Raw genomic sequence first — 26,012 nt, 5'->3', positions numbered from 1 at the left:
GTTTGTTTGTTTGTTTGTTTGTTTATTTTCATAAAATAATTGGTTCGTTTATATTTCATAAAAATAGGGTATAATTTACAAGCTACAATACCCACTTTTAGGGATATTTTTAGTAACGAAAAAACAAAAAACTTCAAGTATGGAAACATGAATTTAATTTAGAAACGATGACTGTCGATATGTTGGAGCATTTGAAGTAAATCATTTAACAATATAAACCAAAAAAAAAGTCTAGTTGTGAAAATTAGACTTTTTTTATAACGTTTCAATAGTAGTTACTTTATCTCGTACGTATTGTTTTCCTTTTTCAAATCAGCCATTAATCCACTTGAGTCGATGGTGATTTTCTTGATAGAAGCTTTCGATTTAGAAATATCAAATTCAAAGGTTGGGTACGCCCAAGCCCAATCATTCAAAACTGTTCTTTTTATGGCGGGATTTGGATTTTCTTTTTCGAAACTCATCATGCGCAACGGGATGTAGAAACTTTCTGTTTTTCCATCTGTATATTCTACTAACAGATCAATAGGCATTGGCATTCTACCAATTCTTTCTAAAGTAACCGTCGTTTTATCTGCATTTTCCTTTACATCCTTGATGCCATAATCAATCGTATTGGTTGTTTGTGTCCAATCTGTCAAATACCAATCCAGATTTGCTCCAGAAACTCGTTCGGCTGATCTTTTGATATCATTTGGCGTAGGGTGCTTGAATTTAAAATCGCTGTAATACCGCTTCAACGTCTTCATAACATTATCTTTTCCAATCAAATACATCAATTGAGTCAAGAAAATTTCTCCTTTACTATATGATGTGATGCTGTAGACTCTGTTTTCATCAAAACGATCTGCATGCGTTCCTTGTGGCAACTCTTTTCCTGAATTTACCATAGAGAAATAACCTGTATATGCTCCAGCAAATGGATTTTCTACCTTTTTATCCGCAATTTCATTTAGTCCAAAATCTTCCAGAAAAGACGTAAAACCTTCGTCCATCCATCCGTGTTTTGACTCATTGGAAGCCAAAACATGTTGGAACCAAGAGTGCGCCATTTCGTGTGCAGTTACTCCAAGCAATCCTTCAAAACTACCTTGTCCTAAAATCAGTGTACACATGGCATATTCCATACCACCATCGCCACCCTGAATCACAGAATATTGTTTGTACGGATAATCTCCAACCGTTTTGTTATAAATTTCCATTAACTGGACCGTTTTTGGTTGCAGGTTTTTCCAGTTTTGAATGTATTTAGGGTTGTTTTTATACAAAAAATGCAAATCAACACCGTTAGGCCCTTTTACTACATCGTGAATGTAATCCGGATCAGCAGCCCATGTAAAATCATGAACCATTGGTGCATTAAAATGCCAAGTCAACATTTTTGTTTTCTTTGGAACAGACACAACAACACCTTGGTCTTGATAGCCGTGACCAATTTCATTTTTGTTTTGTAAATAACCGGTACCGCCTAAAACGTAATCCTTGTCAATAGTAATATTCACGTCAAAATTTCCCCAAACACCATGAAATTCTCTGGCAATGTAAGGATCTGCGTGCCAACCTTCAAAATCAAATTCAGCCATTTTTGGATACCATTGCGACATAGATAATGCTACACCTTCAGCATTATTTCTTCCGGAACGACGAATCTGAATGGGAACCTGACCCTCAAAATCTAATGTAAATGTAGTTTTAGTATTCGGCAATATTTCCTTAGCCAAAGTCACCTCAAGAATAGTTCCGACCTCTTTTGCAGTAGCAACTGCTCCATCTTGTTTAAAATTAGAAATTCGCAAAAAACCAATTTCATTTGGTTTCAGGTTTTTAATGCGGCTTTCCTTCACTTCTTTACCGTCTACTTTTATTTTGTTGACCATTCTGCCGTCAGGATCTTTGATACTTTGGATTCTGGCATCCATTTCGCTTCCGGGCTGAAAGGCATTATTAAATAGGTGATAATATACTTTTCTCAAAGTATCCGAAGAATTATTGGTGTATACCAATTCCTGCTTCCCGGTGTACTGGTATGTTTTTACATCCAAGGTAACATCCATTTTGTAATCGACATGTTGTTGCCAATACGAGGTGTTTTGGGCAAAAACAGTTCCGAGACCAAAAACAACAAAAGAAAATAAAAGTAATTTTTTCATATGTAGATAATATTTGTTTTTTATAGGAATATGGTATCGCCAGATCTTCATTGGTGTTTGCGACAGCTTCTGTCATGGCGATTTCATAGGTAGGTTTAAATAAAAATGGAAGGACAAACTGCCCTTCCAAGTACTAAATTCTTAAAATATTATTTTTTAGACATTTTTTCTGCCATGAGTAAAGCATTGTATGCATTTACTATTTTACCAGATTTAGAAAGTGCCGAAAAGGGACGCGTGTCATTTGGTTTTCCTCCCACAATAACAGCTGTTGTAATTGCAATTCCGGAATCCATCAAGATGTGTTTTACTTGTTGTGCGGATAATTTTGGGTAATACGAACGAATCAAAGCCGCTACTCCTGCTACATTTGGCGCAGCCATTGAAGTTCCTTGCAAGTATTTATAGGTGTCGTTTGGAGTTGTAGCATAGATTTTTACTCCGGGAGCAAAAACGTCTACATTAATTTTTCCAATGTTAGAAAAACGAGCCACAACCTTATTTCCGTATTCAAAATTTAAAGCCCCAATTGTGATAAAATTATCTGCAAACTCTGTTATTTTATCCTCAGAGTCATTTGGAAAATTGTCTGCATAATCGATGTCTTTTGCGTCATTTCCGGCTGCATGTACAATCAAGACGTCTTTTTTCTCTGCATATTTTATAGCATCGTACACCCATTGCTTGTGAGGAGAAAAGCCTTTTCCAAAACTTCCGTTGATTACTTTGGCTCCATTATCTACTGCGTAACGAATTCCAAGTGCAATATCTTTATCATACTCATCTCCATCCGGCACAGCGCGAACGGTCAGAATTTGAACATTATTAGCCACACCATCACCCCCCAAAGTATTATTTCTGGTTTGAGCAACAATTCCGGCAACGTGAGTCCCATGAAGAATTTCATTCTTGTCTGGTCCCATCACATTATTGTTTCCGTATTTAGTATCCGTAATATCATTTGGATTATCTCCTACCACTTTACGGTAGTCTGTTTTTAGATTGTCTCCGTTTATAAGGGCAACCTGATCGTCTAATTGTTTTTGAATAGCCACTTTTAGTTCCGCAATTGGCAATCCATAAGAGAGCATTTGTTGCATAGCCGCTTTGCTCTTTTGTATTTCCAGTTCTTGCGAAACAATCGCATTTACCTCTTCAATGGTATAAACTGACTTACCAAAATGTTTTACTAAAGTAGCATCGCTGGTCATAAGAGCCGCTAACATTTGCTCGGAACGTGTCTTTCCTGCCGCAGCATCAGCCACTTTTTTGTCATTCAACGCTTTTGCAGCTTGATAGGTAACGTCATCTACCAGGGTTTTATCTTTGATAATCCTTTCGTATTCCAGATTCTCTTTGGTACTATCTCCAAGAAAATTCCAACCGTGAATATCATCAATATATCCATTTTTGTCATCGTCAATTCCGTTTCCGGGAATTTCTTTGGTATTAGTCCAAAGTGCCGATTTTAAATCCTCATGTTCAATATCCACACCCGAATCTACAATCCCAACAATAACAGGCACGCCTTTTTTACCCTTCAATAATTCAGCATACGCTTTATCTACGCTCATTCCGGGAATCGTGTCAGTAACAATATCTAAATGGCTCCAACGTTTCAAGTCATTTTCAGTTATTGGTGCTTTTTTTGTAATATTCAAAGGAGCGCTTATGGCAACCAGTCCAGAAATTGAAGTATTTGAAACTTGTCTTGAAGCGCCACAACCTGCTAATGCTAATAAAGCAAAAGCAGAAATGCAAATGGGTTTAATGGTATTCATCGAAAATGTTTTTTGTTAATTTTAAAATATTTGTCTAAAATAATTTTTTTTGTTACAACTGAAACTATACTTAACACTACGTTAAGACTTCATCACATGAAAACCGTTCTTTCAAACGCACCCCTTTTTCCGTTTTTTCAACCGTTATGATTTCGTTATGCGCATCATGTTCTAAAAATAAATAGTAATTATTTTCTGCTGCAGCATTTAGAAATTTCGCTTTTTCAGGCATCGTTAACAAAGGTCTGGTGTCATAACCCATGACATACGCAATGGGAACGTGTCCGGCTGTTGCCAATAAATCAGCGCAAAAAACGATTGTTTTGTCCTTGTATTGTATGTGCGGAATCATTTGCTTTTCCGTATGTCCATCAGCAAAGAAGATGCCAAAACCCAATTCCGATTTTGCCAGAAAATCGCCTTCCGGTCTTTGGATGAAATGCAACTGACCGCTTTCCTGTATCGGCAAAATGTTTTCAGACAAGAACGATGCTTTCTCTCTGGGATTTGGTTTGGTTGCCCATTCCCAGTGATTTTCGTTACTCCAGAATTTAGCGTTTTTAAAAGCCGGTTCATACCCCGTTTTGCCCTTATTCCATTGTACACTGCCCCCACAATGGTCAAAATGCAAATGCGTCATAAAAACATCCGTGACATCATCCCGATGAAAACCGTGTTTAGCTAATGAGTTGTCCATCGAATGGGTACCCCAAAGCGAGTAATACCCAAAAAATTTATCGGATTGTTTGTTTCCCATTCCGGTATCAATCAAAATCAATCGATTGCCCTCTTCAATTAGTAAACAACGAGCAGCAATGTCAATCAGGTTATTCTCATCTGCGGGATTGGTTTTGTTCCAAATGGTTTTTGGCACTACGCCAAACATTGCACCTCCATCTAATTTAAAGTTTCCAGTTTCTATGGGGTATAATTTCATGTTTTTGTGTTTTTTGAGAAGTTTCAAAGTTAAGGAATTCAAATGCTTTTAGTTGTTTAAAATAGCTTTTTTCTATTTTTGTATTGGTTATAAAAATGTTATCAACTATGTAAAAAGCTTTTTATATACTATCTTTGTCTTTAATTTAGACAAAATCAATATAAGCTATGATAAAAGTTTCTGACACAGCAAGAAAAAAAATCATCGATTTAATGCAAGATGATGGTTTTGACGCCTCCATAGACTACGTGAGAGTAGGTGTGAAAAGCGGCGGATGTTCTGGATTGTCTTATGATTTAAAATTTGATAAAACAAAAAGCGACGACGATAAGATTTTTATAGACAACGATATCACTATTGCTGTCGAAAAAAAATCCTTTCTGTACCTAGCCGGAACAGTATTAGAATTTTCAGGAGGAATAAATGGTAAAGGATTTGTTTTTAATAATCCTAATGCCAATAGAACATGTGGTTGCGGTGAGAGTTTCTCTCTTTAATTTAAAGATTGAAAAATTGAAAAATTAAAAGATTAATGATAGTATGACAAAATCATTTGAAGAATTTGATGTCCATAAAAAAGGTATTGTCTTAACTAAATTAGTTTTTGAATTATTAAATAATAAATCCTTGGAAAAAGAATTTGGTTTTAAGGACCAAATAAAAAGAGCAGTAGTTTCAATTACAAATAATATTGCCGAAGGTTCAGAATACAACAGTAATAGACAATTTACAAGATATTTAAAAATCTCCAAAGGCAGTTGTGCTGAGGTTAGAAATATGTTGGTATTATCCAGAGAGTTAGGTTTTTGCAATCACGAAGAAATTCAAAAAAGTTATAATTTAACTATTGAGATTTCTCAAAACCTTTCTAATTTTATTAAATATTTAGACACAAATAATAAAGTTTAATATTCAATAATTGAATCTTTAAATCTTTAAATCTTTAAATCAGAATGAGCAAATATACAGAAGACGACTTAAAAATCGAACTCGAAAATAAAGAATACGAATACGGATTTTACACTGAATTAGAATCAGAAACGTTTCCTATAGGTTTAAATGAAGATATCGTTCGCGCTATTTCGCACAAAAAAGGAGAACCACAATGGATGACTGATTGGCGTCTTGAGGCTTTTCGTGCTTGGGAGCAAATGACAGAGCCAGAATGGGCAAATGTGCATTATACCAAACCTGATTTTCAGGCTATTTCCTATTATTCAGCTCCAAAAGCGGTAGATCCAAATAAAACATTGGATGATGTAGATCCGGAACTTTTAGAAATGTACAAAAAGTTAGGCATCTCTGTCGATGAGCAAAAGATGATGAATAATGTAGCTATGGATATCGTTGTGGATTCCGTTTCAGTAGCAACGACTTTCAAAAAAACATTAGGCGAAAAAGGAATTATCTTCATGAGTATTTCTGAAGCCATCAAAGAACATCCCGAATTAGTTCGTAAATATTTAGGGACAGTTGTACCGCAAAAAGACAACTTTTATGCGGCGCTGAATTCGGCAGTTTTCTCTGACGGATCTTTCTGTTATATTCCAAAAGGCATTCGTTGTCCAATGGAACTATCTACTTATTTTAGAATCAATCAGGCTGGAACTGGGCAATTCGAAAGAACCTTGTTAGTTGCCGATGAAGGTAGTTATGTTTCGTATTTAGAAGGTTGTACCGCTCCAAGTCGTGATGAAAATCAATTGCACGCCGCGGTAGTAGAATTAATCGCTTTGGACGATGCCGAAATAAAATATTCAACCGTACAAAACTGGTATCCGGGAAACAAAGAAGGAAAAGGCGGCGTTTTCAACTTTGTAACCAAAAGAGGAATTTGCGAGAAAAACGCAAAAATTTCCTGGACACAAGTGGAGACCGGCTCTGCAATAACATGGAAATATCCTTCGGTTATTTTAAAAGGAGACAATTCAACCGGCGAATTTTATTCGATTGCGGTGACCAATAATTTCCAACAAGCCGATACAGGAACTAAGATGGTGCATCTAGGTAAAAACACTAAATCTACTATTATATCTAAAGGGATTTCTGCCGGAAGATCACAAAATAGTTACAGAGGTTTGGTGCGCATTTCAGCAAACGCAGAGAACGCTAGAAACTTTTCACAATGTGATTCCTTATTAATGGGAAACAATTGTGGCGCGCATACCTTTCCTTATATCGAAAGCAAAAATCCATCGGCAAAAATCGAACATGAGGCTACGACAAGTAAAATTGGCGAAGACCAAGTTTTCTATTGCAACCAACGTGGAATTCCAACCGAAAAAGCTATTGCTTTAATCGTAAACGGTTTCAGTAAAGATGTATTGAATAAGTTACCAATGGAATTCGCCGTAGAAGCACAAAAATTATTAGAAATTTCGTTAGAAGGTTCTGTAGGGTAATTTTTTAAATCTAAATATTATGGATATAATTTTAAAAAATGTAAAGAAAAAAGATTTTCCATTGTTAAAATCGTTGGCGAAATCACTTGGATTTGAAATTGTAAAAGAAGAAAATCCATATAACCCTGAGTTTGTAAAAGAAATTTTGGAAGCAGAACAAAGTATTAAAAACGGGAAAGGGATAAAAATGACGATGGAAGAAATACGTGCTTTATGCAAATAGTATTTACGACTAAAGCTAGAAAAGATTTAGATTTTTGGATTAAATCTGGAAATAAAAATATTTTAAATAAAATTATAGATTTAATAGAAGACATTCAACTACATGCTTTTGAAGGAATTGGAAAGCCTGAACAATTAAAATACCAGCTTTCTGGAAAATGGTCAAGAAGAATAAATCAAGAACATCGCATTATATATAAAGTTACCGAAAAAATACAATTGAAATATTAGACATTTTATCACTAAAAGGTCATTACGAATAAACAAAGAAACAAATGTTAAGTATAAAAAATTTACACGCCTCCATTGGGGACAAAGAAATATTAAAAGGAATCAACCTTGAAGTAAAAGCGGGAGAAATTCACGCGATAATGGGACCAAACGGTGCCGGAAAAAGTACGTTAGCCTCCATCATTGCAGGAAACGAAAACTACGAAGTAACCGAAGGCGAAATCACTTTAGACGGAGAAGACCTTTCGGAATTGGCACCAGAAGAAAGAGCGCACAAAGGCGTTTTTCTTTCGTTCCAATATCCAGTGGAAATTCCAGGAGTTTCAGTTACCAACTTCATGAGAACAGCAATCAACGAAACCCGTAAAGCTAAAGGATTAGAAGAAATGCCTTCTAATGAAATGCTAAAAGTGATTCGGGAGAAATCAGAATTATTAGAAATTGACCGTAAATTTTTATCTCGCTCTTTAAACGAAGGTTTTTCTGGTGGAGAAAAAAAACGGAATGAAATTTTCCAAATGGCAATGCTAGAACCAAAATTGGCTATTCTTGATGAAACTGATTCTGGACTTGATATTGATGCCTTGCGTATTGTTGCAAATGGGGTAAACAAACTAAAAAGCGACAAAAATGCAATTGTAGTGATCACACACTACCAAAGATTGTTAGACTATATCGTTCCTGATTTTGTTCACGTATTGTACAATGGAAAAATTGTAAAATCTGGTGGAAAAGAACTGGCACACGAACTGGAAGAAAAAGGATACGACTGGATTAAACAAGAACAAGAAGCTTAAAATTAAAATAGTCTAAAGTCGAAGGTCATAAAGTCAAAAGAAAAAAGTAATGGGAAAATTTAATTCTTTCGAAGAAATTAATTCTTGGCAAAAAGCAAGAGTTTTTAACAAAAAAGTTTACCTAGTTACCGAAAACACAAATTTCAAGAAAGACTTTGATTTCACTAGACAAATTAGGCGAGCATCAATTTCTATATCATCAAATATCGCTGAAGGCTTTGAGAGAAATACAGACAAAGAGTTTATTTACTTTTTATATGTTGCAAAAGCTTCCGCTGGAGAAGTTCGTTCTCAATTATATTTAGCATTTGATTTAGATTATATTACTAAAGAAGAATTTGAAAAACTTTTAGAATCAGTAACAGAAATATCAAAATTGTTAAGTGGTTTTATTAAATACCTAGAATCTAGTCGTAAAGTTTAAAAATCGAAAGTCGAAAGTCTAAAATAGTTGAATCAGCTATTTTATGCTTATACCGACTTTAAGACATTTGACTTTCGACTTTAAGACTTAAATAAAAATGGAATTAAAAGAAAAATTACTATCGTCTTTTATGGCTTTCGAAGAACGCATTGATGTACATTCTGAACTTCATGACGTGAGAACTGCTGCCATAAAAAACTTCGAAAATAAAGGTTTCCCAACAAAAAAAGAGGAGTCTTGGAAATACACATCGCTAAACGCCATCCTGAAAAATGACTTTACCGTTTTTTCAAAACAGGAAAATGCAGTTGAATTCAACCATGTAAAAAAATATTTCTTACACGAAATAGACACCTACAAAGTAGTATTTATCGACGGAGTTTTCAGTTCTAATTTATCGTCAACCACACACGAAGGGATTGATGTTTGCTTAATGTCATCGGCATTGACCAAACCAAAATACAAAATGGTTATTGATACTTATTTTAATCAAATTGCCAGCAAAGAGGAAAGTCTAACATCATTGAATACGGCTTTCGCCAATGAAGGAGCGTATATCAATATCCCAAAAAGTAAAGTAGCTGACAAGCCTATTGAAATCATGTATTTCTCTACAGGGAATGAAGCAGCACTAATGGTTCAACCTAGAAATTTGATTATTGTAGGGGAGAATTCCCATGTACAAATTATTGAACGGCATCAAAGCTTAACCGAAAATCCCGTATTAACGAATTCTGTGACTGAGATTTTTGCTCAAAAACGCGCCATCGTTGATTATTATAAAATTCAAAACGATACGCTTGAAGCCAATCTCATTGACAATACCTACGTTTCTCAAAAACAAGAAAGCAGTGTATCCGTTAATACGTTTTGTTTTGGCGGAAACCTCACCAGAAACAACTTGAACTTTTATCATTTTGGAGAAAGAATCGTAAGTTATCTTAACGGAATAACAATAATTGGGGAGAAACAACACGTAGATCATTACACTCTAGTGCAGCACTCTACTCCTAATTGCGAAAGTCATCAAGATTATAAAGGAATCTATTCTGATCGCTCGACAGGCGTTTTCAACGGAAAGATTTTTGTAGAAAGAGAAGCCCAGAAAACCAATGCCTTTCAGAAAAGCAATAATATACTCTTGAGTGATAAAGCAACAATCAACGCCAAACCGCAACTAGAAATTTTTGCTGATGATGTAAAATGTTCTCATGGCTGTACTATTGGACAATTGGATGAAACCGCAATGTTCTACATGCAAGCGCGTGGAATTCCTAAAAAAGAAGCCAAAGCGTTATTAATGTATGCCTTCTCCAATGCAGTTATTGAAAGCATTAAAATACCGGAACTCAAAAAACGAATTACTACGATTATTGCAACTAAATTAGGTGTAAAAATGGGATTCGATTTGTAATCAACACTAAAAAGAAGTTATAATAGTAACCCTGTCAGAGTTTAAAACTCTAACAGGGTTTTTTATCCAATCATTTTTTCACACTCTCCACAATCCCACGCAACATTCCATTAAAATCAAAATTAGGATTTTCCTTCAAACCCATTCGTACAATCACTAAATCCAGTGATGGAATAATCGCTACCATCTGACCTTGAAAACCGCTGCAGTAATACATATCTCTGGGAACATCAGGGAAGTGTCCGCCGGCATTGAGCCAAAAGTGTCCACCATATCTTCTATTTGAAGTGTTTGTAGGAGTTGCGGTGTATTTTGCCCAACTTTCGTTGAAAATTTGTTCACCATTCCAGTTGCCTTTATGCAAATACAACAACCCGAATTTAGACCAATCACGTGTGGTAGCCCAACCGTAAGATGAACCCACATAATTTCCTGCCATATCCGTTTCGATTACCATCGAGTACATTCCTATTTTATCTATCAAGGCACTGTACCAGAAGTCTAAATATTCCTGATGCGTTTTGAACTGCTTCCGTAAAATTCCCGAAAGCAAATTCGTGGTCCCCGAAGAATAATTCCAATGCGTATTCGTCCGGAATACCATTGATTTTTTTCGTTGTACAAGAGTCATGTCTTCAGCTTGGAAAAGCATTTTGGTGGCATCAGAAATTTTATCGTATTGCTCCTCCCATTCTAAACCGGAATTCATGTGCAATAAATCATTGGTAGTAATACCTTTTCGATGATCATTTTTCCATTCTGGAATTGGAGCAGGTTTGTAAATATCGTATTTGCCTTGTTTTTCCAAAATTCCAAACATGGCGCTGGTAATACTTTTTGTCATCGACCAACCCAATATTTTACTGTTTTTATCAAAACCGCTATCGTATTTTTCGGCAATAATTTTATCTTTATAAATCACTAAAAGGGAACGGGTTCTTTTTTTGATTGCCTCTTTTTCATCAAAAGCATTGGCAACAGCTGCATTTAATTTAGTGTAATCAACATCTGAAAAAATAGTGTCTTTTGGCTCGTTATTCCCGTATGGAAAAGGCATATTAATATTCAATCTCGTTCTTTTAGGAACCAAATACGGCTTTGAAACATCAAAATCATCGTTGATTAAAGTGGCCCCCAAGCCTTCACGATAAATCGCTTTTCGTTCTTTCAAACCATAAACCGAAGCAATCGCAAATTTTCCGGTAGCTTCTATTTTGTTTTTGGCTAAGTCAATCATATCGATGTCATTGTCGCCTTTTTCTATCATTTTCTGCGAACGATTATCAATAAAATGTCCCGAGGCTACACTTTTGGCTGAAAAGCCAGAAATTAAATCCAATTTTGGATAGGTTATTAAACCAACATAAAAGATTCCGATAAAAGAGGCAAAACCAACGAACTTGAATACTTTTTTCATAGAGGCTTAATTTGAAGCAATTTAATAAAAAAGAAGCACATTATTGAAACAGTATCGGATTGAGAAAATGAGGTATTATTAACAAGTGTTTGCTATAAATTAATTCCAATTTCACTACTTTTGTATGTAGAAAAATTCTAAATAAGAAAAGACCAATACTAAATTGGATTGTCGAAAAAATTGTTGACTATTGGCGTTCTATCTTACCAATAAAAACAATAAAAACAAGCAGATAAAATGTTAGATGTAAATAAAATTAGAGCCGACTTCCCTATTCTTTCTCAGAAAGTAAACGGGAAAGCATTGGTTTATTTTGACAACGGAGCCACTTCGCAAAAGCCACAAGTTGTGATTGATGCGATCTCTAAATACTACCAGGAAATCAATGCTAATATTCATCGTGGTGTTCATACGCTGAGCCAACTGGCCACCGATGCATATGAAATTTCACGCGGTAAATTACAAAATCACATCAATGCAAAATTTCCCCATGAAGTGCTTTTTACTTCGGGGACTACTCATGGAATTAATTTAGTGGCCAATGGATTTGCTTCGATTTTGAAACCCGGTGATGAAATTTTAGTTTCGGCAATGGAACACCACAGCAATATTGTGCCTTGGCAAATGTTGTGTGAGAAAACCGGAGCAATTTTGCGGGTCATTCCAATGAATCTGGATGGCGAACTGATCATGTCCGAATATGACAAATTACTTTCGGACAAAACGAAGATTGTAACAGTAAATCATATTTCGAATGCTCTTGGAACTGTCAATCCTATCAAATACATGATTGACAAAGCACATGAGGCAGGAGCCGCAATTTTGATTGATGGCGCACAAGCCGTTCCACACCTGAAACCAGATGTACAAGAATTAAATTGTGATTTTTATGTTTTTTCAGGACATAAAATATGTGGTCCAACAGGCGTCGGAATTTTATACGGAAAAGAAGCGTGGTTGAATAAATTACCCCCGTATCAAGGCGGAGGCGAAATGATCAAAGAAGTAACTTTCGAAAAAACTACTTATGCGGAATTGCCCCATAAATTTGAGGCCGGAACACCAAATATTGCCGGAGGAATTGTTCTGGGAACTGCGGTTGATTATATGAACGAAGTGGGTTTTGACAACATTCAACAACAGGAATTAGAATTATTGGAATATGGAACCAAACGGTTATTGGAAATTGAAGGGTTGAAAATTTTTGGCACCGCAGCAGCAAAGACTTCCGTAATATCCTTTAATATTGAAGGCATTCATCCGTACGATATTGGCACTATAATTGACAAGCTAGGAATAGCCGTACGAACAGGCCATCATTGTGCGCAACCCATCATGGATTTCTTTAAGATTCCAGGTACGATACGAGCATCATTTGCTTTTTATAATACCACCGAAGAAATTGATGTTATGGTTGAAGCTATTAAAAAAGCAAAAGTCATGCTGTCCTAAAATTTAAAATTATCTTCATATGAAATCGCCATGACAGAAGCTGTCTCAAACACCAATGAAGATCTGGCGATACCATATTCCTATAAAAAACAAATATTATCTACATATGAAAATACTATCTATTATATTCCTGACTATTTTTATGGGCAACGGTTGCAATAGTGCCAAAGCACAAGATATGGAAACTACTGTTATTGAATACACGGCCAACACCAGAGGTTTTTATCAAAAAATAACGGTGAAAAATCAGATACTGACAGTTTCAAAAGACAGAGATGGAAATGACAAACCAATACCCAAAAAAGTATCGGATGCCGACTGGAAAGAGTTAGTAGATTGTTTTAAAACAGTGAAATTGGATAGTTTGTCTAAGCTCAAAGCGCCCAGCGAAAAACGTTTTCATGACGGTGCCGCTATAGCCAAACTGAAAATTACCCTTAAGGAGAAAGCCTATGAAACCACTAGTTTTGATCACGGTTTTCCACCAAAAGAAATTAAGAAGTTTGTGAATACGATAACTTCATTAGCTAAAGAATAATACTGAAATAAATTCAGCAGAATATGAAAATTAAAGAAATACAAGATGAAATTGTTGATGAGTTCTCCATGTTTGACGACTGGATGGAGCGTTATGAATACATCATCGAATTAGGAAGAAAGCTTCCTTTAATCAAAGAAGAATTCAAGACAGAGAACAATATTATCAAAGGCTGCCAGTCCAAAGTGTGGTTGCAAGGAGAGCAAACGGATGATAAAATTATTTTCACTGCTGACAGTGATGCCATTTTGACAAAAGGAATTATTGCGATATTAATTCGTACTTTTTCCAATCAAAAAGCATCTGATATTCTGGAAGCAGATCTACATTTTATTGACGAAATAGGTTTGAAAGAACACTTGTCGCCAACTCGAGCCAACGGATTGGTATCTATGATAAAAAATATAAAAATGTATGCTTTGGCATTCAATGCACAGAATTGATTTCAAACATATAAGTCATATCAATTTTTTTAATTCAAATTAACATACACTAACTTTACCAACGTAAGCTGATGGCTGTAAACATAACGAGGAGTTATCTCAAAGATTTAGTGTATCAGGTTAATGGAGCAGCGATTGAAGTTCATAAAAGTATAGGTCCGGGTTTATTGGAATGTGTTTATCATCAATGCCTAAAAAAAGAATTAGAATTACGGAAAATAAATTATTCTTCTGAATTACTGGTCCCTTTAAAATATAAAGGATATGAGTTAGAATCTAAATTACGATGTGATTTATTTATTGAAAATGCTCTTGTTGTTGAATTAAAATCGGTAAGTGAAATAAACCCAATTTATGAAGCACAATTACTTACTTACATGAATTTATTAAATGCGCCAATTGGTTTGTTGATTAACTTTAACGTGAAAAATATTTTCTACGAAGGTCAAAAAACAATGGTGAATGAATTATATAGGCGGCTTGGAGACTAAAAAAAATTAAACATATAAGTCATATAAGCAAATTTAGATGAATGTTTTACTTTGAACAAAGAAACTTACATGACTTATATGTTTTAAAAATATTAAAAACTAAAATAAAAACGTACACATACTTATATCTTCTTTAAAAAGAGAAACTTATATGACTTATGTGTTTAAAAAATAGACAAAATTATGACACAAGAAATAGACACAACTGAATTAGGAGAATCGATCGTAAAAATATTAAAGACTATTTACGATCCGGAGATTCCTGTAGACATTTACGAATTAGGATTAATTTATGACGTGATGGTCAATACGGATTATGAAGTAAAAATCCTGATGACCCTTACTTCGCCCAACTGCCCCGTTGCAGAAAGCTTACCAAGAGAAGTGGAAGAAAAAGTGAAATCGATCGAACATGTAAAAGACGCTGAAGTAGAAATTACTTTTGATCCGCCTTGGAGCAAAGATTTAATGAGCGAAGAAGCTAAATTAGAATTGGGAATGCTTTAAATTAGTCCTAATGTCGAAAGTCATAAAGTCTCTAAGTAATTGACCTTATGGCTTTCGATATTCGACTTTATGATTTTTAAAATGGAAATAATAAATAAAGTTGCGAATAGTGTTTTGGAAGTTTTCGATCTTGAAGACTATTATCCAAAAGGGATTCGTACGCAAATCGATATTTCAAAATGGCTTTTAGAAGGATTTTTATTGAAAGAAAAAGACTTTAGAGAGGAACTGAAAAATCACGATTGGTCACAATATCAAGATCACTATGTGGCAATTCACTGCAGCACTGATGCTATTGTTCCTGCCTGGGCTTCGATTTTGGTTGCCATTCAATTGGCGCCGTTTGCAAAGAAAATTATCAATGGAACCTTGGAAGATTTAGACGCATCCTTGTATGAAGAATTACTGCCTAAAATTGACTACTCAGCGTATGAAAACAAGCCTATTATTATAAAAGGATGCTCCAGAAAACCGGTTCCGATGCGGGCTTATGTATTGGCCGCGCATTACTTGTACCCTTTTGCACGAAGTATCATGTATGGTGAAGCCTGCTCTGCCGTTCCATTATACAAAGCGCCTAAAAAAGGATAATACCATTACGGAAACTAAAAGCGCCATGAAAGGAAAGCCGGTATTAGTATCTGTGAATATTTCTAATCCAATGGTTTTTGGGGAATTTAAAAAAGAAGTAGATGCCATCGTGGGAGAATTTGGTGTTCAAATGGAAGCTTTATTGGATATTGTTTCGGGTAAAACAGAACCTTCCGGATTATTGCCTTTGTAAATGCCATTGAATATGACAACCGTTGAAAAACAATTAGAAGACGTTCCTCTTGACATGATTCCATACACAGATGCATCTGGTAATGTGAATGATTTTGGTTTTGGATTGAACTGGAAAGGGGTAATCAACAACGCCAGAACTGCAAAATACAGCGCTAAGAAATAATTTTTTTTCAAAAAGATTAAATTTAACCACCTGATTTTTAGATGGGGTTTTTGTCCAATTCTAAATTTAAATCATAGCTTTAAAAAAGGAATTCAATAGCTTCCTTTTGTTAATTCTAAGCAAAATCAAATACTTATTTGCCTTTTTAAATCCTCTTTTACTATCTTTAAAAGATTTCTTTTTTAAAAAGACCAAAAATGATACTCATGAAAAAAATTAAATTAGTTTCACTTTCAATTATATCCTTTCTTTCTTTAAGTTGTAACGCTCAGGTAAAATCTGAAGATATTCCTATCAAAGACGAGGTAAAAAACTATACGCTTGAAACCGTGGTTGCAGATATTGTTGTTCCGTGGGGGATGACTTGGTTGCCAGACGGCAGCATGTTAGTTACCGAAAAAAGTGGTGTTTTATACCATATCAAAAACGGAACAAAAACAGAAATCAAAAATGTTCCAAAAGTATACGCACGTGGACAAGGTGGGTTATTAGACATCGCTTTACACCCTGATTATGCTAAAAATGGTTGGATTTATATGACCTTCGCTTCCGATGAAGGGGAAGGTACTGGCGGTCACACAAAACTCATTCGAGCCAAATTATTGGACGGAGCGCTGACACAAATCGAATCACTTTACAAAGCCACTCCAAACACTACAAAAGGACAACATTTTGGTTCCCGAATTCTATTTGACAACGACGGTTATTTGTATTTCTCCATCGGAGAGCGGGGCGAACATTTTGTCAATCCGCAAGACATTAAGCGTGATGGCGGAAAAATATACCGACTAAATGATGATGGAAGCATCCCTAAAGACAATCCATTTGTAGGTCAAACCGGAGCCAAAGAAGCAATTTACACTTATGGAAATCGCAATCCGCAAGGAATGGCAAAAAACCCAGTAACAGGCGCCATTTGGGAACATGAACATGGTCCACAAGGTGGAGATGAAATCAATATCATAAAAAAAGGAACCAATTATGGATGGCCTGTGGTGACTTATGGTATCGATTATGACGGAACCACCATTAGTAAAGAAAACGAAAAACCAGGCATCCAAAAACCTATTTATTATTGGTTGCCGTCCATCGCTCCAAGCGGAATGGCTTTTGTCACCAGCGACAAATATCCAGACTGGAAAGGACATTTATTGGTGGGCTCTTTGAAATTCCAATATCTTGAATTGCTAAAGTTAAAAGGAAACGAAGTGATCGGCAGACAAAAAATTGCAACCGGAATTGGTCGCGTGCGTAATGTGGCACAAGGTCCGGATGGCTATATTTATATGGGCGTGGAAGGAAAAGGAATTATTAAAATTATACCAAATTAAACGATGTTGATAACGAAATTATTTTTAGGATTTGGAGTGTTTGTATTGGGAGGCTTCTCTTTTGCAAATCCATTTTCCGCAGACAACTATATTGACTTGAATACTGAAACCGAAGTTGCTGCAAAACTTCAGTCACCCGGAAAAGAAATTTATGCAGATTTTTGCATGCAATGCCATGGCGCAAATGGAAAAGGAGATGGTAAGAACTTCCCGCCTCTAGACGGTTCGGACTGGTTGAAAACTAAGAGAAATCAAAGTATCGCTGCCGTAAAATTTGGACAAAGTGGCGAAATTATTGTCAATAAAATCAAGTACAATAGCAGCATGCCGGCCATGGGACTTACGGATCAGGAAGTGGCTGATGTGATGAATTACATTATGACTTCCTGGAGTAATAAACAAACCAAAATCGTTACCGAGAAAGAAGTCGCGGGCATTAAAAAATAAAATATCGGCTTAGGATTCCTATCTAAAAAAGAAACGCTACCGAAAAACCACCGTAAAAATTGACGGGATTTCCTGGATAAAAATAACGTGGCGCAGCAGTGCCAAAACCAACTGCGTTTGGCAAAATATTAGCCGCATATTTAGTATCCAAAGCGTTATTGATTCCAGCATTCAGCTCTGTTTTCAGGATTTTAAGAATCGTGAAAACATAGGTCGTTTTAATATCAAGCAACGAATACCGCTCACTGTATTTTGTATTGGAATCATTTAACGGAATTTTACTCATCGTTCGGAAAGAAGTGTTGACACCAAATCCATTTTTTGTGGTTAAATCTACTCCAAAATTAAATTGCTTTTCAGGAACGCCCGTCAATTGATTTCCCGAATAATCAGCATCACCATCCAAGAATTCTTTGAATTTAAAGGTATTCACCGCACCTGAAAAATAAGAAGTCATTTGAAATTGGGTAAGTTCGAAAAGTTTGTAATTAACCAAGAATTCTAATCCTGAATGTGAACTGCTTCCTGCATTAATCCCAACAAATTGATCATTGGCGGTGCGTCGTGCCACTAATAAATTTTCAATTTGTGTGCTATAAAACGTTACTTCGGTGTATATTTTATTTTCAAGCCAGTTTCCTTTGAAACCCAATTCATAATTCCACCCCACTTCTGGTTTCAAATCGGTGTTTATTTGCCCTTCTGGAGTCAGTGTTTCAGCAACTGATGGCACCGAAAATCCTTTACTCACCGATGTAAATATATTTTTTCCTTTGCTTACTTTATACGAGAAACCAATTCTTGGTGACCACACATTTCCAAAAGTAAAGGGCATTTTTTGAGCCCCAGAATTATTTTCGAAAATATCTTCTAACGAATATTTGGTTGTGTTAAATGCTACTCCGGTTTCCAGATGCAGTTTTTCTGAAATCCAAAATTCCATTTGTAAAAAGTAGTTGCTGTAGTTCCGGTTTTGTTCGATGGAGCTGAATTCGTCGCCTTTTAAACTACCTTGACCAGGTTGCGATTTGTACAAATTTTTAAAAAGGGAATACGCGTATTTTTCCGTCAATAATTCGGTGCCAAAACTCAGTTCAAAGGGCAAAGAAAACAATTGGTCTTTGTAATTCACATTCGAACGAAGGCCTAGCGAACTTGTTTTTTCGTCCAAAATGTCAAAAGGTCTGGGTTCGTAAGCATCTTTAAAATTAGAAAAAATACTGGTTTGCAGCGACCATTTTTCAGAAAATTGATGGTCGTATCCTAAACCCAGCATGAATTTATCATACGACTCAAAACCTTGTGCGGCTGCCCATGTAGCGGCTGCTTTCTCTGGATTATTTTTTAAATCCGTCTCATTAATAGAACTTGGAATAAAAGCTTTCAATCGGGTGAATGTTCCCAAAAAGGAAAAACTACCCTTTGAATTAATTTTTTGTTTGGCATGCAGGTTAAATGATTTTCTGTCATAGGAACTATTTTCCCTGAATCCCTCACTTTGTAAATCCGTAAAACTCGCAAATACATTCGTTTTGGAATCGCTGTATCCTGCCGAGAGTCGGTTTTGTAGCAACCCAAAACTCCCAAAAGTAACTGTTGATTTTCCAAACGATTCCAATAATGGAGTTTCTCTTGAAAACAACTGAATCACGCCACCCAAACCGGATCCAAAACTCGTAGAATTTGGTCCTTTTATGATTTCTATTTTTTCGATTGACGCTAAATCAATATCGTCAATAGTGGTTTCACCATCACCGGAACTCAATGGTATACCATCAAAATAGGCTTTTATTTTATTGGTTCCGTATTGAGATCTGGCGCCAATGCCACGAATCGTAATCCTGTTGGTGTTCAACGCACCTTGTTGCATGGTAACCCCGGGAATTTTGTTTAGTACAGGGGTCAGTATAATGCCATCACTTTTATTGATGTCGGCAGTAGTAATCACTGAAACGGAAGAAGCAGTGTTTTGAGGTGCATTTTTAATTGGCGAACCCTTCAAAGTGATTTCTGAAAGGGCTATGGTATCTTTTTTTATTTGTCCAAAAACAGTGAAAACACTACATAAAAAAAGAAGAAAGGAAAGGCTGTTTTTGAACAATTTTTGTTGTGTTTAAGGGAATGAAAACGTTTATAAAGTTAGTATTTTCTTTTTGTTCCAAAAAACCCTTTTAAATAAAATATGGATTAAATAAAAATGCTCCCCACAATTATTAAGTTGCAATTTACATTCTGTTTCATATTGTTTTGAATTCGATTAAAGATTATTGTAAAATTACACAAAAGTCTAGTTTAAACGGAAATTATATAAAAAACACCATTTTAAAAACACTAGTTTAACCAAAATGACGTTCTTTAAAAATCATATCTTTGTGATTAATCCCAGAATTAAATTATCTTTAAACTTGGACCTTCATTTTAAATAAAAAGTAGTAGCTACCTATGAAAAAATCAACAATTGCATATATCACACTTCCCGTATTATTGTTAAGTACGCTAGCCTGTAATCGGAATAAAGCCGCTGATAATGAAAGTGAAACAGAAAAACCGGCCACCGTAAAAGTAGATTCGATAGAAAAGAAAATATCCCTTACCATCGACACGCTTGATTTTAATACCAGAATGATTGCCTTAAGCAACAATGACACCTCGGGCAGATGGCCTGTAAAAGCCCCTTATCCTTTACCGGGCGCACTCTTACCCTACAATAGAATCATTGCTTATTACGGCAACTTATATTCCACCAGAATGGGAATATTAGGTGAAATTCCCCGAAAAGAAATGTTGGCAAAATTACAAGGTGAAGTGGCCAAGTGGCAAGCTGCTGATTCTACTGTAAAAGCAATTCCGGCTTTGCATTATATTGCCGTTACCGCTCAAGGCGCTCCGGGAAAAAATAATATGCACCGCATGCGTATGCCATTTAAGCAAATAGACACTATTATAAGTTGGGCAAAACCTATAAATGCGCTGGTATTTCTAGACATTCAGGTGGGACACAGCACCGTTAAGGCAGAAGTGGCAGAACTGGAACAATACCTTTCAATGCCTAATGTACACCTTGGAATTGATCCGGAGTTTTCTATGAAAAATGGAGAGCGCCCAGGTTCAAAAATCGGGCATTTCACTGCCGCTGATATTAACGATGCCATTGACATATTGGCAAATATTGTGCGCAAAAATAAACTGACTCCAAAAGTGCTTGTAATACACCGTTTTACTCAGGGCATGGTAAAAAACTATAAAGAAATCAAGACCGTTCCTGAAGTTCAAATCGTTATGGACATGGATGGTTTTGGAAGTAAAATTCTAAAAAAGTCCACGTATATGAGTTATATTTATAGAGAACCGGTACAATTCACTGGTTTTAAATTATTTTATAAAAATGACAATAAAAACGATTGGAAGATGTACAGCCCAGAGGAATTAGTAAAATTTACTCCAAAACCAATTTACATTCAGTACCAATAATTTACCAATTGATTTATGAAGAATATTCTTTATTCCCTTTCTGTTGGGTTTTTTTTAGTAGTTGGATGCCAATCAGAACCTCGTAAAATAATACCGGAAATCCCGCTTATAACTGTTCCTGCAAAAATTATTGCACCAAAAAAAGTAGCGGCTGATGCTGCGACTATTCTTTCAAAAAAAGAAGTACCCGTTTTATGTTATCATAATATCCGAGATTTTAGTGCCAGTGCGAGCGGAAACATGAAAGTGTACACCGTAAAACCTGATGCTTTTGCAGCACAAATGAAAGCCTTAGCCGATGCAGGATATAAAACCGTTTTGCCACAACAACTCTATGATTATTTAGTATTTGATGGTCCCTTACCGGAAAAGCCAATCATGATTACTTTTGATGATACCAGAGAAGAACAATTTAGCATTGGCGCAGCCGAAATGAAAAAACAGGGTTTCAAAGGCGTGTTTTATATTATGACTGTCTCAATTAATCGTCCCGGATATATGAGCAAAAAGCAAATTAAAAGCTTATCTGATGACGGACATGTGGTAGGCGCGCATACTTGGGATCACCACATGGTTACAAAATATATGGGCGACGACTGGAATTTACAATTGGTAAAACCAAAAGCAAAATTAGAAGAAATCATAGGAAAACCGGTGACGGATTTTGCCTATCCGTTTGGATTATGGAATACTGCAGCTATTCCTGAAATTAAGAAAAGTGGTTATGAAATGGCTTATATTTTATCAACCAAAAGAGATCCTGCAGATCCATTGTACACTATCAGACGTATTATAGTTTCCGGAACCTGGTCTACTGAAGGAATGATGAAAGCTGTACATTCTTCTTTTAATAAAGCAGAATAACCCATTAAAAGGTTCTAAATTCGTTAATTTATTCAAAAATCAAACAGCTATCTATACTAACACTACAGCAATGGAGCACAACCGTCAAAAAGGTTTCGTCAACAGACCTTTTATCCATTAATACTAAAGAATTCCTTAACTAAAAAAAGCACTATCAATTCGATTGAATTGATAGTGCTTTTTTTATCAGACAACTATTTTCTATCTTGGGGACAACCAGCTTGAAGGATTATTATAGGTTGTATTTTGTAGGATTAAAAATTTAATTATCGTTTTTCCGGTCTCGCCATTCGTTCTTACTTTTCCAAGACTTTGCTTTATACTCACTTTATCTCCTTTATTGACTGACACTGAGCTTAAATTTTGATAGACCGTAAAGAAATCTCCGTGCTGTATCATTACGGCTTTGTTTACTGGTGACAAAACGATGACACTGGTTACTTCTCCTCCAAAAACAGCTCTGGCACTTGCGCCATTGTCCGTAGTGATTTCTACACCGCTGTTGTGAACCGTAATTGTATTGAACAAAGGATGGGTTTGGTTTCCATATCCTAATGATATATATCCTTTTTCAACAGGATACGGCAATCTTCCTCTATTCGCTCTAAAATTATCAGCAACTATTTTAGCTTCGGGAGTTAACTCAATTTTAGAGGATGACACTGCACCTCTGGAAACCGGAGCACTTGGATTGGCTTTCGCTTTTTCTAAGGCGGCTTTCCTATTGGCTGCCGCAATGGCTTCCCGAATTAATTTATTGATTTGTCTGTCAATTGATTTGTACTCTTGTTGTCTTTTCTTAAGCTCTTTGGCAATCATATTTTTATCTTTTTTGATAAAATTTACTACCTTTTGCTGTTCTTTCTTTTCCTTTTCCAGAGCCAATCGTTCCTTTTCGTTTTCGGCAATCAGTTTTTGTTTTTCCTTTTTTTGAATGTTTAATTTATCATTATAGTCCAATAACTTGGTCGACTTAGATTTAATTTCCTCGCCCTGTGCTTTTCTATAACTGGTGTACTGCTTCATGTACTGCGCTCTTTTGTATGCCTGTAAAAAATTTTCAGAAGACAATAAAAACATCGCTCTACTTTCTGACGAACGGCTTTTATATGATTTTAAAATCATTTCGGCATAATCCTCCTTCAGTTCCCCCAATTCTTTTTTTAATTTATTGATCTGAACCTGATTAATGTACATATCGTTGTTAAGCAACTTGGTTTGCTTTTCAGTGGTATTTATTAATTTTTCTTTAAGCCTTATTTTAGTACTTTGAATAATCACCACATTGAGAGCGGATTTCTCTTTTTTCTTTACATTCTGCAGTAATCTTTCATTTTCTCGAATTTCTTTTTGAATTTGAGCTTTACGTTCTTCTAATTTTTCTTGTTGGGATTCCTGACTCCATAGTAATGAAGTGGTACAAATTAAAATTAGGCTTAGGAGAAATTTTGGCATATCGGAAAAATATTTTTGCTAATTTACTTAATTATAATTCTTTTGTACCCATTTGGAACACTATAAGGAAAAGAAAGTTCTTCATTGAAAGTTACCGTATTGTAATCTAAACTGATTTCGGTAGTTCCTTTCTTCTGAAACGTATTAATTAAAACACTTGTAGGCAATGTTGTCTCGTTGTATACTTTGTTGTCTGTGTATGTAACTTTGATCGTTCGCTCTTCGGCAGTTTGTGTAATTTCTTGCTTTTGAACTAAAAATTTATCGGCATCTAAAAAGAATGATTTTTTTGTGTTTTTGTTCGATGTATCATCTAATCGATAGGTTTGTTCCAATAATGTTTCTAGATATTTTCCTTTAGTCAAATCATCAATAGCCTGACCTAATAACATGTTCTGGATTTTATTATAATCCAAATCCGTTCCTAGCCACTGGCTTAAACTGCTGAAATCCCCTTCAAAATAGTTTCCGTTGATTTTTTCGTAATAGCTCACCGTGGAAGGCGTAATCAATGCTTTTGCCATTGTAATTCCAAGAAAACGAATGCTTACTAAAATTTGTTCGTCTTTCTTGATTTTAATTTCTGCGGTAACGTTTTGGGTCTGCTTGTCATCCGCATAACGCGCGCTTGACTTAATGTATAATGTAGAAAATTCATTTTTATTGTTATAATGATTTTCTATTATTTTTTTGGCTGACATATACCCCGCTTCAGCAACGGGCTCATTACTGGCAGCAACCACAATGGCTTTAGATTTACAAGAAATCATAAAAACAGTAAGTAGAACTACTATTGAAATTTTTTTCATTATTTTTTTTCTTTTAATAATTGATTGGCTTTAGAGAAAAACGAGTCTTTTTTCTTGAAATCTCCCAAACCATTATACGCTTCTCCAAGTTGAATATTGAAATTGATTTCCAACTCTTTATTCTCCACTACATAATCCATGCCCATTTCTAAAAAACCCTTCGCCTTTTTAAATTGTTGCAGCTGATTGTTGGCTAAACCCGCATAATAATAAAACTGAGGCTGCGTTGGAAAAGTCTCCATAAGTGCCGAAGCTTTCCTAGCTACTGTATCAAATTGTTTCATCTCCGTATGCGCTTGAAGCAAAAGTAAATTCGTTCCGACGGCATCATCAGATTCCTTATTTGCTGATTTTTCATAATACATAATTGCTTTGTTCCATTGTTTTTTAGCATGGAAAAACTTCCCAATTTCTTTGGCAACATCAACGGAAGTATCCTTGTCAAAATAGCCGACAGCCTTCTCTAAATCAGCCGAATATTGCGGATTTTTATCGGTAAAAACCAGAAACTCATTCAGAATTCGGTGTTTAATTTTCGAATCAATTTTGGCACTGGCCAAAACAATATTCATTGCTTTAATGGCTTTTGGTGCGTCATTAGCATCCAAGTAATTTTTGAATACACTTACTTGTGCCCACTCCGAATCTGGGATTGCTTTTTCGAGTTTTTTGACGGTTTCAAACGCTTTTGACTCTTCATTATTTTTCGAATACAAAAAAATTAAACTGATATAATTGAACTCATCCTGTGGGTTTTTAGCAATCAGATCTTCCAGATTGGTAATCTCCATATTCTGAAATTTTCCTACAGACAGAATCTGGCTTTTGTATAATTCCCTTCTATCTGTTTTTCCGATGGTTTCATTAAGTTCCTGAATCAGTGCCAAAGCTTTCTCATACTGATTAGTCCCCATATAAAGTGAGGTCAAATCTTCTTTGTACTTGGGATCAAATTCAATCAACTTATTGATGACGGTAATTCCCTGAGTAAAATTTTTAGTTTCGTAACTCACATCATACATTCCTATCCAGAACCACTTGTTTTTAGGATCAATTTTAGTGGCGTTTTCAAAGTAATTATAAGCACTTTTATACTCTTTTAATGCTAAATAATTCTTCCCTAACTCATAATATACGGCGGCATCATTGGGTTTAATTTTATTGGCTTTATCCAAAGCTACAATTGCTTTATCATAGTTCTCAATCCCTTTTTGCAACAACGATTCATAAAAAAGTTCCTGAAACTGATCCGTATCGAGCTTTATTTCCTCAGGTTCTGTTTGTGCCCACAGCAAAGCCGAATTGCATTGCAAAACGAGAAATAAAATTATGAAAGCGCTTTTTTTCATGCTGTATTTTTAATCCTGAATCTTTTTTATATAATACCACTTAACATTACAAATAATAACATTTCGTCGCATACTTGTTTAAACATATAAGTCATATAAGTTTTGAATTAATTCAAGTAAAACCAATAGTT

Annotated in this window: 28 protein-coding genes; 20 read left to right on the top strand and 8 right to left on the bottom strand. The window is 35.4% G+C overall.

Going from position 1 to position 26,012, the window contains the following annotated elements; all coding sequences use genetic code 11:
* Positions 1-275 precede the first annotated feature (275 nt).
* The 3 genes from EKL97_RS01470 to EKL97_RS01460 all read right to left on the bottom strand — a co-directional run bounded on the left by EKL97_RS01470 (position 276) and on the right by EKL97_RS01460 (position 4,868).
* Positions 276-2,150: a M1 family metallopeptidase gene (locus EKL97_RS01470; protein WP_126567863.1), complete on the bottom strand. Its 1,875-nt coding sequence runs from the start codon at positions 2,148-2,150 to the stop codon at positions 276-278.
* Positions 2,151-2,299: 149 nt separating this feature from the next.
* Positions 2,300-3,931: a S8 family peptidase gene (locus EKL97_RS01465; protein ID WP_126515245.1), complete on the bottom strand. Its 1,632-nt coding sequence runs from the start codon at positions 3,929-3,931 to the stop codon at positions 2,300-2,302.
* A 76-nt stretch (positions 3,932-4,007) separates the two neighbouring features.
* Positions 4,008-4,868, bottom strand: a complete 861-nt coding sequence (locus EKL97_RS01460) for an MBL fold metallo-hydrolase (protein WP_126455803.1) — start codon at positions 4,866-4,868, stop codon at positions 4,008-4,010.
* A gap of 167 nt (positions 4,869-5,035) precedes the next feature.
* On the opposite strand from EKL97_RS01460, the gene EKL97_RS01455 reads away from it, so the two are divergent.
* The 8 genes from EKL97_RS01455 (at position 5,036) to sufD (ending at position 10,358) form a co-directional block, all read left to right on the top strand.
* Positions 5,036-5,365: a HesB/IscA family protein gene (locus EKL97_RS01455; RefSeq protein ID WP_126455801.1), complete on the top strand. Its 330-nt coding sequence runs from the start codon at positions 5,036-5,038 to the stop codon at positions 5,363-5,365.
* A gap of 43 nt (positions 5,366-5,408) precedes the next feature.
* The gene (locus EKL97_RS01450) at positions 5,409-5,777 is read left to right on the top strand and encodes a four helix bundle protein (RefSeq protein WP_126561335.1); all 369 of its coding nucleotides are present in this window, start codon (positions 5,409-5,411) and stop codon (positions 5,775-5,777) included.
* 44 nt (positions 5,778-5,821) lie between these two features.
* Positions 5,822-7,270, top strand: coding sequence for a Fe-S cluster assembly protein SufB (gene sufB / locus EKL97_RS01445; RefSeq protein WP_126567862.1), 1,449 nt, complete (start codon positions 5,822-5,824; stop codon positions 7,268-7,270).
* A 19-nt stretch (positions 7,271-7,289) separates the two neighbouring features.
* Complete coding sequence (locus tag EKL97_RS01440; RefSeq protein ID WP_126552921.1) at positions 7,290-7,493, top strand: DUF2683 family protein; 204 nt, start codon at positions 7,290-7,292, stop codon at positions 7,491-7,493.
* Complete coding sequence (locus EKL97_RS01435; RefSeq protein WP_126567860.1) at positions 7,484-7,723, top strand: Txe/YoeB family addiction module toxin; 240 nt, start codon at positions 7,484-7,486, stop codon at positions 7,721-7,723. Before EKL97_RS01440 ends, EKL97_RS01435 begins: the two co-directional genes overlap by 10 nt.
* Positions 7,724-7,767: 44 nt before the next feature.
* The gene (gene sufC / locus EKL97_RS01430) at positions 7,768-8,520 is read left to right on the top strand and encodes a Fe-S cluster assembly ATPase SufC (RefSeq protein ID WP_126455797.1); all 753 of its coding nucleotides are present in this window, start codon (positions 7,768-7,770) and stop codon (positions 8,518-8,520) included.
* Positions 8,521-8,569: 49 nt separating this feature from the next.
* Positions 8,570-8,944 carry a four helix bundle protein gene (locus EKL97_RS01425; protein WP_126552919.1) on the top strand — a complete coding sequence of 125 codons (375 nt, stop codon included), beginning with the start codon at positions 8,570-8,572 and terminating at the stop codon, positions 8,942-8,944.
* Between the two features lie 97 nt (positions 8,945-9,041).
* The gene (gene sufD / locus EKL97_RS01420) at positions 9,042-10,358 is read left to right on the top strand and encodes a Fe-S cluster assembly protein SufD (RefSeq protein ID WP_126552917.1); all 1,317 of its coding nucleotides are present in this window, start codon (positions 9,042-9,044) and stop codon (positions 10,356-10,358) included.
* A 70-nt stretch (positions 10,359-10,428) separates the two neighbouring features.
* Here the strand turns inward: sufD and EKL97_RS01415 are convergent, their stop codons facing one another.
* Positions 10,429-11,775, bottom strand: a complete 1,347-nt coding sequence (locus EKL97_RS01415) for a serine hydrolase domain-containing protein (RefSeq protein ID WP_126457839.1) — start codon at positions 11,773-11,775, stop codon at positions 10,429-10,431.
* A gap of 237 nt (positions 11,776-12,012) precedes the next feature.
* Between EKL97_RS01415 and EKL97_RS01410 the strand changes: the two genes are divergently transcribed.
* From EKL97_RS01410 to EKL97_RS01375, 10 genes are all read left to right on the top strand, one after another.
* Positions 12,013-13,227 carry an aminotransferase class V-fold PLP-dependent enzyme gene (locus tag EKL97_RS01410; protein WP_126457837.1) on the top strand — a complete coding sequence of 405 codons (1,215 nt, stop codon included), beginning with the start codon at positions 12,013-12,015 and terminating at the stop codon, positions 13,225-13,227.
* Between the two features lie 106 nt (positions 13,228-13,333).
* Entirely contained in the window at positions 13,334-13,765 is a 432-nt protein-coding gene (locus EKL97_RS01405) for a hypothetical protein (protein WP_126457835.1), read from the top strand.
* A gap of 23 nt (positions 13,766-13,788) precedes the next feature.
* On the top strand, positions 13,789-14,208 hold the full coding sequence (locus EKL97_RS01400) for a SufE family protein (protein WP_126567859.1): 420 nt from the start codon (positions 13,789-13,791) through the stop codon (positions 14,206-14,208).
* 71 nt (positions 14,209-14,279) lie between these two features.
* Complete coding sequence (locus EKL97_RS01395) at positions 14,280-14,699, top strand: GxxExxY protein (protein WP_126567857.1); 420 nt, start codon at positions 14,280-14,282, stop codon at positions 14,697-14,699.
* A 183-nt stretch (positions 14,700-14,882) separates the two neighbouring features.
* Entirely contained in the window at positions 14,883-15,206 is a 324-nt protein-coding gene (locus tag EKL97_RS01390; RefSeq protein ID WP_126455787.1) for an SUF system Fe-S cluster assembly protein, read from the top strand.
* A gap of 81 nt (positions 15,207-15,287) precedes the next feature.
* Positions 15,288-15,797, top strand: coding sequence for a DUF2480 family protein (locus tag EKL97_RS01385; protein WP_126552907.1), 510 nt, complete (start codon positions 15,288-15,290; stop codon positions 15,795-15,797).
* A 25-nt stretch (positions 15,798-15,822) separates the two neighbouring features.
* The gene (locus EKL97_RS15530) at positions 15,823-15,990 is read left to right on the top strand and encodes a hypothetical protein (RefSeq protein ID WP_156063277.1); all 168 of its coding nucleotides are present in this window, start codon (positions 15,823-15,825) and stop codon (positions 15,988-15,990) included.
* Positions 15,991-16,002: 12 nt separating this feature from the next.
* The gene (locus EKL97_RS15525; RefSeq protein WP_158614837.1) at positions 16,003-16,155 is read left to right on the top strand and encodes a hypothetical protein; all 153 of its coding nucleotides are present in this window, start codon (positions 16,003-16,005) and stop codon (positions 16,153-16,155) included.
* Positions 16,156-16,361: 206 nt separating this feature from the next.
* A complete protein-coding gene (locus EKL97_RS01380; RefSeq protein WP_126567856.1) occupies positions 16,362-17,486 on the top strand; it encodes a PQQ-dependent sugar dehydrogenase in 1,125 nt (374 codons plus the stop codon).
* Between the two features lie 3 nt (positions 17,487-17,489).
* Positions 17,490-17,933, top strand: a complete 444-nt coding sequence (locus tag EKL97_RS01375; RefSeq protein ID WP_126561340.1) for a c-type cytochrome — start codon at positions 17,490-17,492, stop codon at positions 17,931-17,933.
* Between the two features lie 22 nt (positions 17,934-17,955).
* Here EKL97_RS01375 and EKL97_RS01370 read toward each other — a convergent pair whose 3' ends face one another.
* Positions 17,956-20,034, bottom strand: a complete 2,079-nt coding sequence (locus tag EKL97_RS01370; RefSeq protein ID WP_126567854.1) for a TonB-dependent receptor family protein — start codon at positions 20,032-20,034, stop codon at positions 17,956-17,958.
* Positions 20,035-20,375: 341 nt separating this feature from the next.
* Here EKL97_RS01370 and EKL97_RS01365 point away from each other — a divergent pair, with 341 nt between their 5' ends.
* Positions 20,376-21,404 carry a hypothetical protein gene (locus EKL97_RS01365; protein WP_126567852.1) on the top strand — a complete coding sequence of 343 codons (1,029 nt, stop codon included), beginning with the start codon at positions 20,376-20,378 and terminating at the stop codon, positions 21,402-21,404.
* Positions 21,405-21,419: 15 nt separating this feature from the next.
* Positions 21,420-22,268: a polysaccharide deacetylase family protein gene (locus EKL97_RS01360; protein ID WP_126567851.1), complete on the top strand. Its 849-nt coding sequence runs from the start codon at positions 21,420-21,422 to the stop codon at positions 22,266-22,268.
* 201 nt (positions 22,269-22,469) lie between these two features.
* On the opposite strand, the gene EKL97_RS01355 is transcribed toward EKL97_RS01360, so the two are convergent.
* The 3 genes from EKL97_RS01355 to EKL97_RS01345 are packed head-to-tail and all read right to left on the bottom strand — an operon-like array spanning position 22,470 to position 25,881.
* A complete protein-coding gene (locus EKL97_RS01355) occupies positions 22,470-23,723 on the bottom strand; it encodes a murein hydrolase activator EnvC family protein (RefSeq protein ID WP_126455028.1) in 1,254 nt (417 codons plus the stop codon).
* A gap of 23 nt (positions 23,724-23,746) precedes the next feature.
* Positions 23,747-24,532, bottom strand: a complete 786-nt coding sequence (locus EKL97_RS01350; protein ID WP_126457815.1) for a DUF4292 domain-containing protein — start codon at positions 24,530-24,532, stop codon at positions 23,747-23,749.
* Complete coding sequence (locus tag EKL97_RS01345) at positions 24,532-25,881, bottom strand: tetratricopeptide repeat protein (RefSeq protein WP_126552899.1); 1,350 nt, start codon at positions 25,879-25,881, stop codon at positions 24,532-24,534. The genes EKL97_RS01350 and EKL97_RS01345 overlap by 1 nt, the downstream gene beginning before the upstream one ends.
* Between the last annotated feature and the right edge of the window lie 131 nt (positions 25,882-26,012).

It is taken from the genome of Flavobacterium sp. LS1P28 (assembly GCF_003970335.1).
Taxonomy (GTDB): Bacteria; Bacteroidota; Bacteroidia; order Flavobacteriales; family Flavobacteriaceae; genus Flavobacterium.
Note: the sequence above shows the minus strand (reverse complement) of the source record. Positions and strands in the feature narration are given on the sequence as shown.

What these genes read in the sequence shown, in the direction of transcription:
- EKL97_RS01470 (WP_126567863.1), bottom strand. Translation starts at nt 2,150, where the DNA reads ATGAAAAAATTACTTTTATTTTCTTTTGTTGTTTTTGGTCTCGGAACT.
- EKL97_RS01465 (WP_126515245.1), bottom strand. Translation starts at nt 3,931, where the DNA reads ATGAATACCATTAAACCCATTTGCATTTCTGCTTTTGCTTTATTAGCA.
- EKL97_RS01460 (WP_126455803.1), bottom strand. Translation starts at nt 4,868, where the DNA reads ATGAAATTATACCCCATAGAAACTGGAAACTTTAAATTAGATGGAGGT.
- EKL97_RS01455 (WP_126455801.1), top strand. Translation starts at nt 5,036, where the DNA reads ATGATAAAAGTTTCTGACACAGCAAGAAAAAAAATCATCGATTTAATG.
- EKL97_RS01450 (WP_126561335.1), top strand. Translation starts at nt 5,409, where the DNA reads ATGACAAAATCATTTGAAGAATTTGATGTCCATAAAAAAGGTATTGTC.
- sufB (WP_126567862.1), top strand. Translation starts at nt 5,822, where the DNA reads ATGAGCAAATATACAGAAGACGACTTAAAAATCGAACTCGAAAATAAA.
- EKL97_RS01440 (WP_126552921.1), top strand. Translation starts at nt 7,290, where the DNA reads ATGGATATAATTTTAAAAAATGTAAAGAAAAAAGATTTTCCATTGTTA.
- EKL97_RS01435 (WP_126567860.1), top strand. Translation starts at nt 7,484, where the DNA reads ATGCAAATAGTATTTACGACTAAAGCTAGAAAAGATTTAGATTTTTGG.
- sufC (WP_126455797.1), top strand. Translation starts at nt 7,768, where the DNA reads ATGTTAAGTATAAAAAATTTACACGCCTCCATTGGGGACAAAGAAATA.
- EKL97_RS01425 (WP_126552919.1), top strand. Translation starts at nt 8,570, where the DNA reads ATGGGAAAATTTAATTCTTTCGAAGAAATTAATTCTTGGCAAAAAGCA.
- sufD (WP_126552917.1), top strand. Translation starts at nt 9,042, where the DNA reads ATGGAATTAAAAGAAAAATTACTATCGTCTTTTATGGCTTTCGAAGAA.
- EKL97_RS01415 (WP_126457839.1), bottom strand. Translation starts at nt 11,775, where the DNA reads ATGAAAAAAGTATTCAAGTTCGTTGGTTTTGCCTCTTTTATCGGAATC.
- EKL97_RS01410 (WP_126457837.1), top strand. Translation starts at nt 12,013, where the DNA reads ATGTTAGATGTAAATAAAATTAGAGCCGACTTCCCTATTCTTTCTCAG.
- EKL97_RS01405 (WP_126457835.1), top strand. Translation starts at nt 13,334, where the DNA reads ATGAAAATACTATCTATTATATTCCTGACTATTTTTATGGGCAACGGT.
- EKL97_RS01400 (WP_126567859.1), top strand. Translation starts at nt 13,789, where the DNA reads ATGAAAATTAAAGAAATACAAGATGAAATTGTTGATGAGTTCTCCATG.
- EKL97_RS01395 (WP_126567857.1), top strand. Translation starts at nt 14,280, where the DNA reads ATGGCTGTAAACATAACGAGGAGTTATCTCAAAGATTTAGTGTATCAG.
- EKL97_RS01390 (WP_126455787.1), top strand. Translation starts at nt 14,883, where the DNA reads ATGACACAAGAAATAGACACAACTGAATTAGGAGAATCGATCGTAAAA.
- EKL97_RS01385 (WP_126552907.1), top strand. Translation starts at nt 15,288, where the DNA reads ATGGAAATAATAAATAAAGTTGCGAATAGTGTTTTGGAAGTTTTCGAT.
- EKL97_RS15530 (WP_156063277.1), top strand. Translation starts at nt 15,823, where the DNA reads ATGAAAGGAAAGCCGGTATTAGTATCTGTGAATATTTCTAATCCAATG.
- EKL97_RS15525 (WP_158614837.1), top strand. Translation starts at nt 16,003, where the DNA reads ATGACAACCGTTGAAAAACAATTAGAAGACGTTCCTCTTGACATGATT.
- EKL97_RS01380 (WP_126567856.1), top strand. Translation starts at nt 16,362, where the DNA reads ATGAAAAAAATTAAATTAGTTTCACTTTCAATTATATCCTTTCTTTCT.
- EKL97_RS01375 (WP_126561340.1), top strand. Translation starts at nt 17,490, where the DNA reads ATGTTGATAACGAAATTATTTTTAGGATTTGGAGTGTTTGTATTGGGA.
- EKL97_RS01365 (WP_126567852.1), top strand. Translation starts at nt 20,376, where the DNA reads ATGAAAAAATCAACAATTGCATATATCACACTTCCCGTATTATTGTTA.
- EKL97_RS01360 (WP_126567851.1), top strand. Translation starts at nt 21,420, where the DNA reads ATGAAGAATATTCTTTATTCCCTTTCTGTTGGGTTTTTTTTAGTAGTT.
- EKL97_RS01355 (WP_126455028.1), bottom strand. Translation starts at nt 23,723, where the DNA reads ATGCCAAAATTTCTCCTAAGCCTAATTTTAATTTGTACCACTTCATTA.
- EKL97_RS01350 (WP_126457815.1), bottom strand. Translation starts at nt 24,532, where the DNA reads ATGAAAAAAATTTCAATAGTAGTTCTACTTACTGTTTTTATGATTTCT.
- EKL97_RS01345 (WP_126552899.1), bottom strand. Translation starts at nt 25,881, where the DNA reads ATGAAAAAAAGCGCTTTCATAATTTTATTTCTCGTTTTGCAATGCAAT.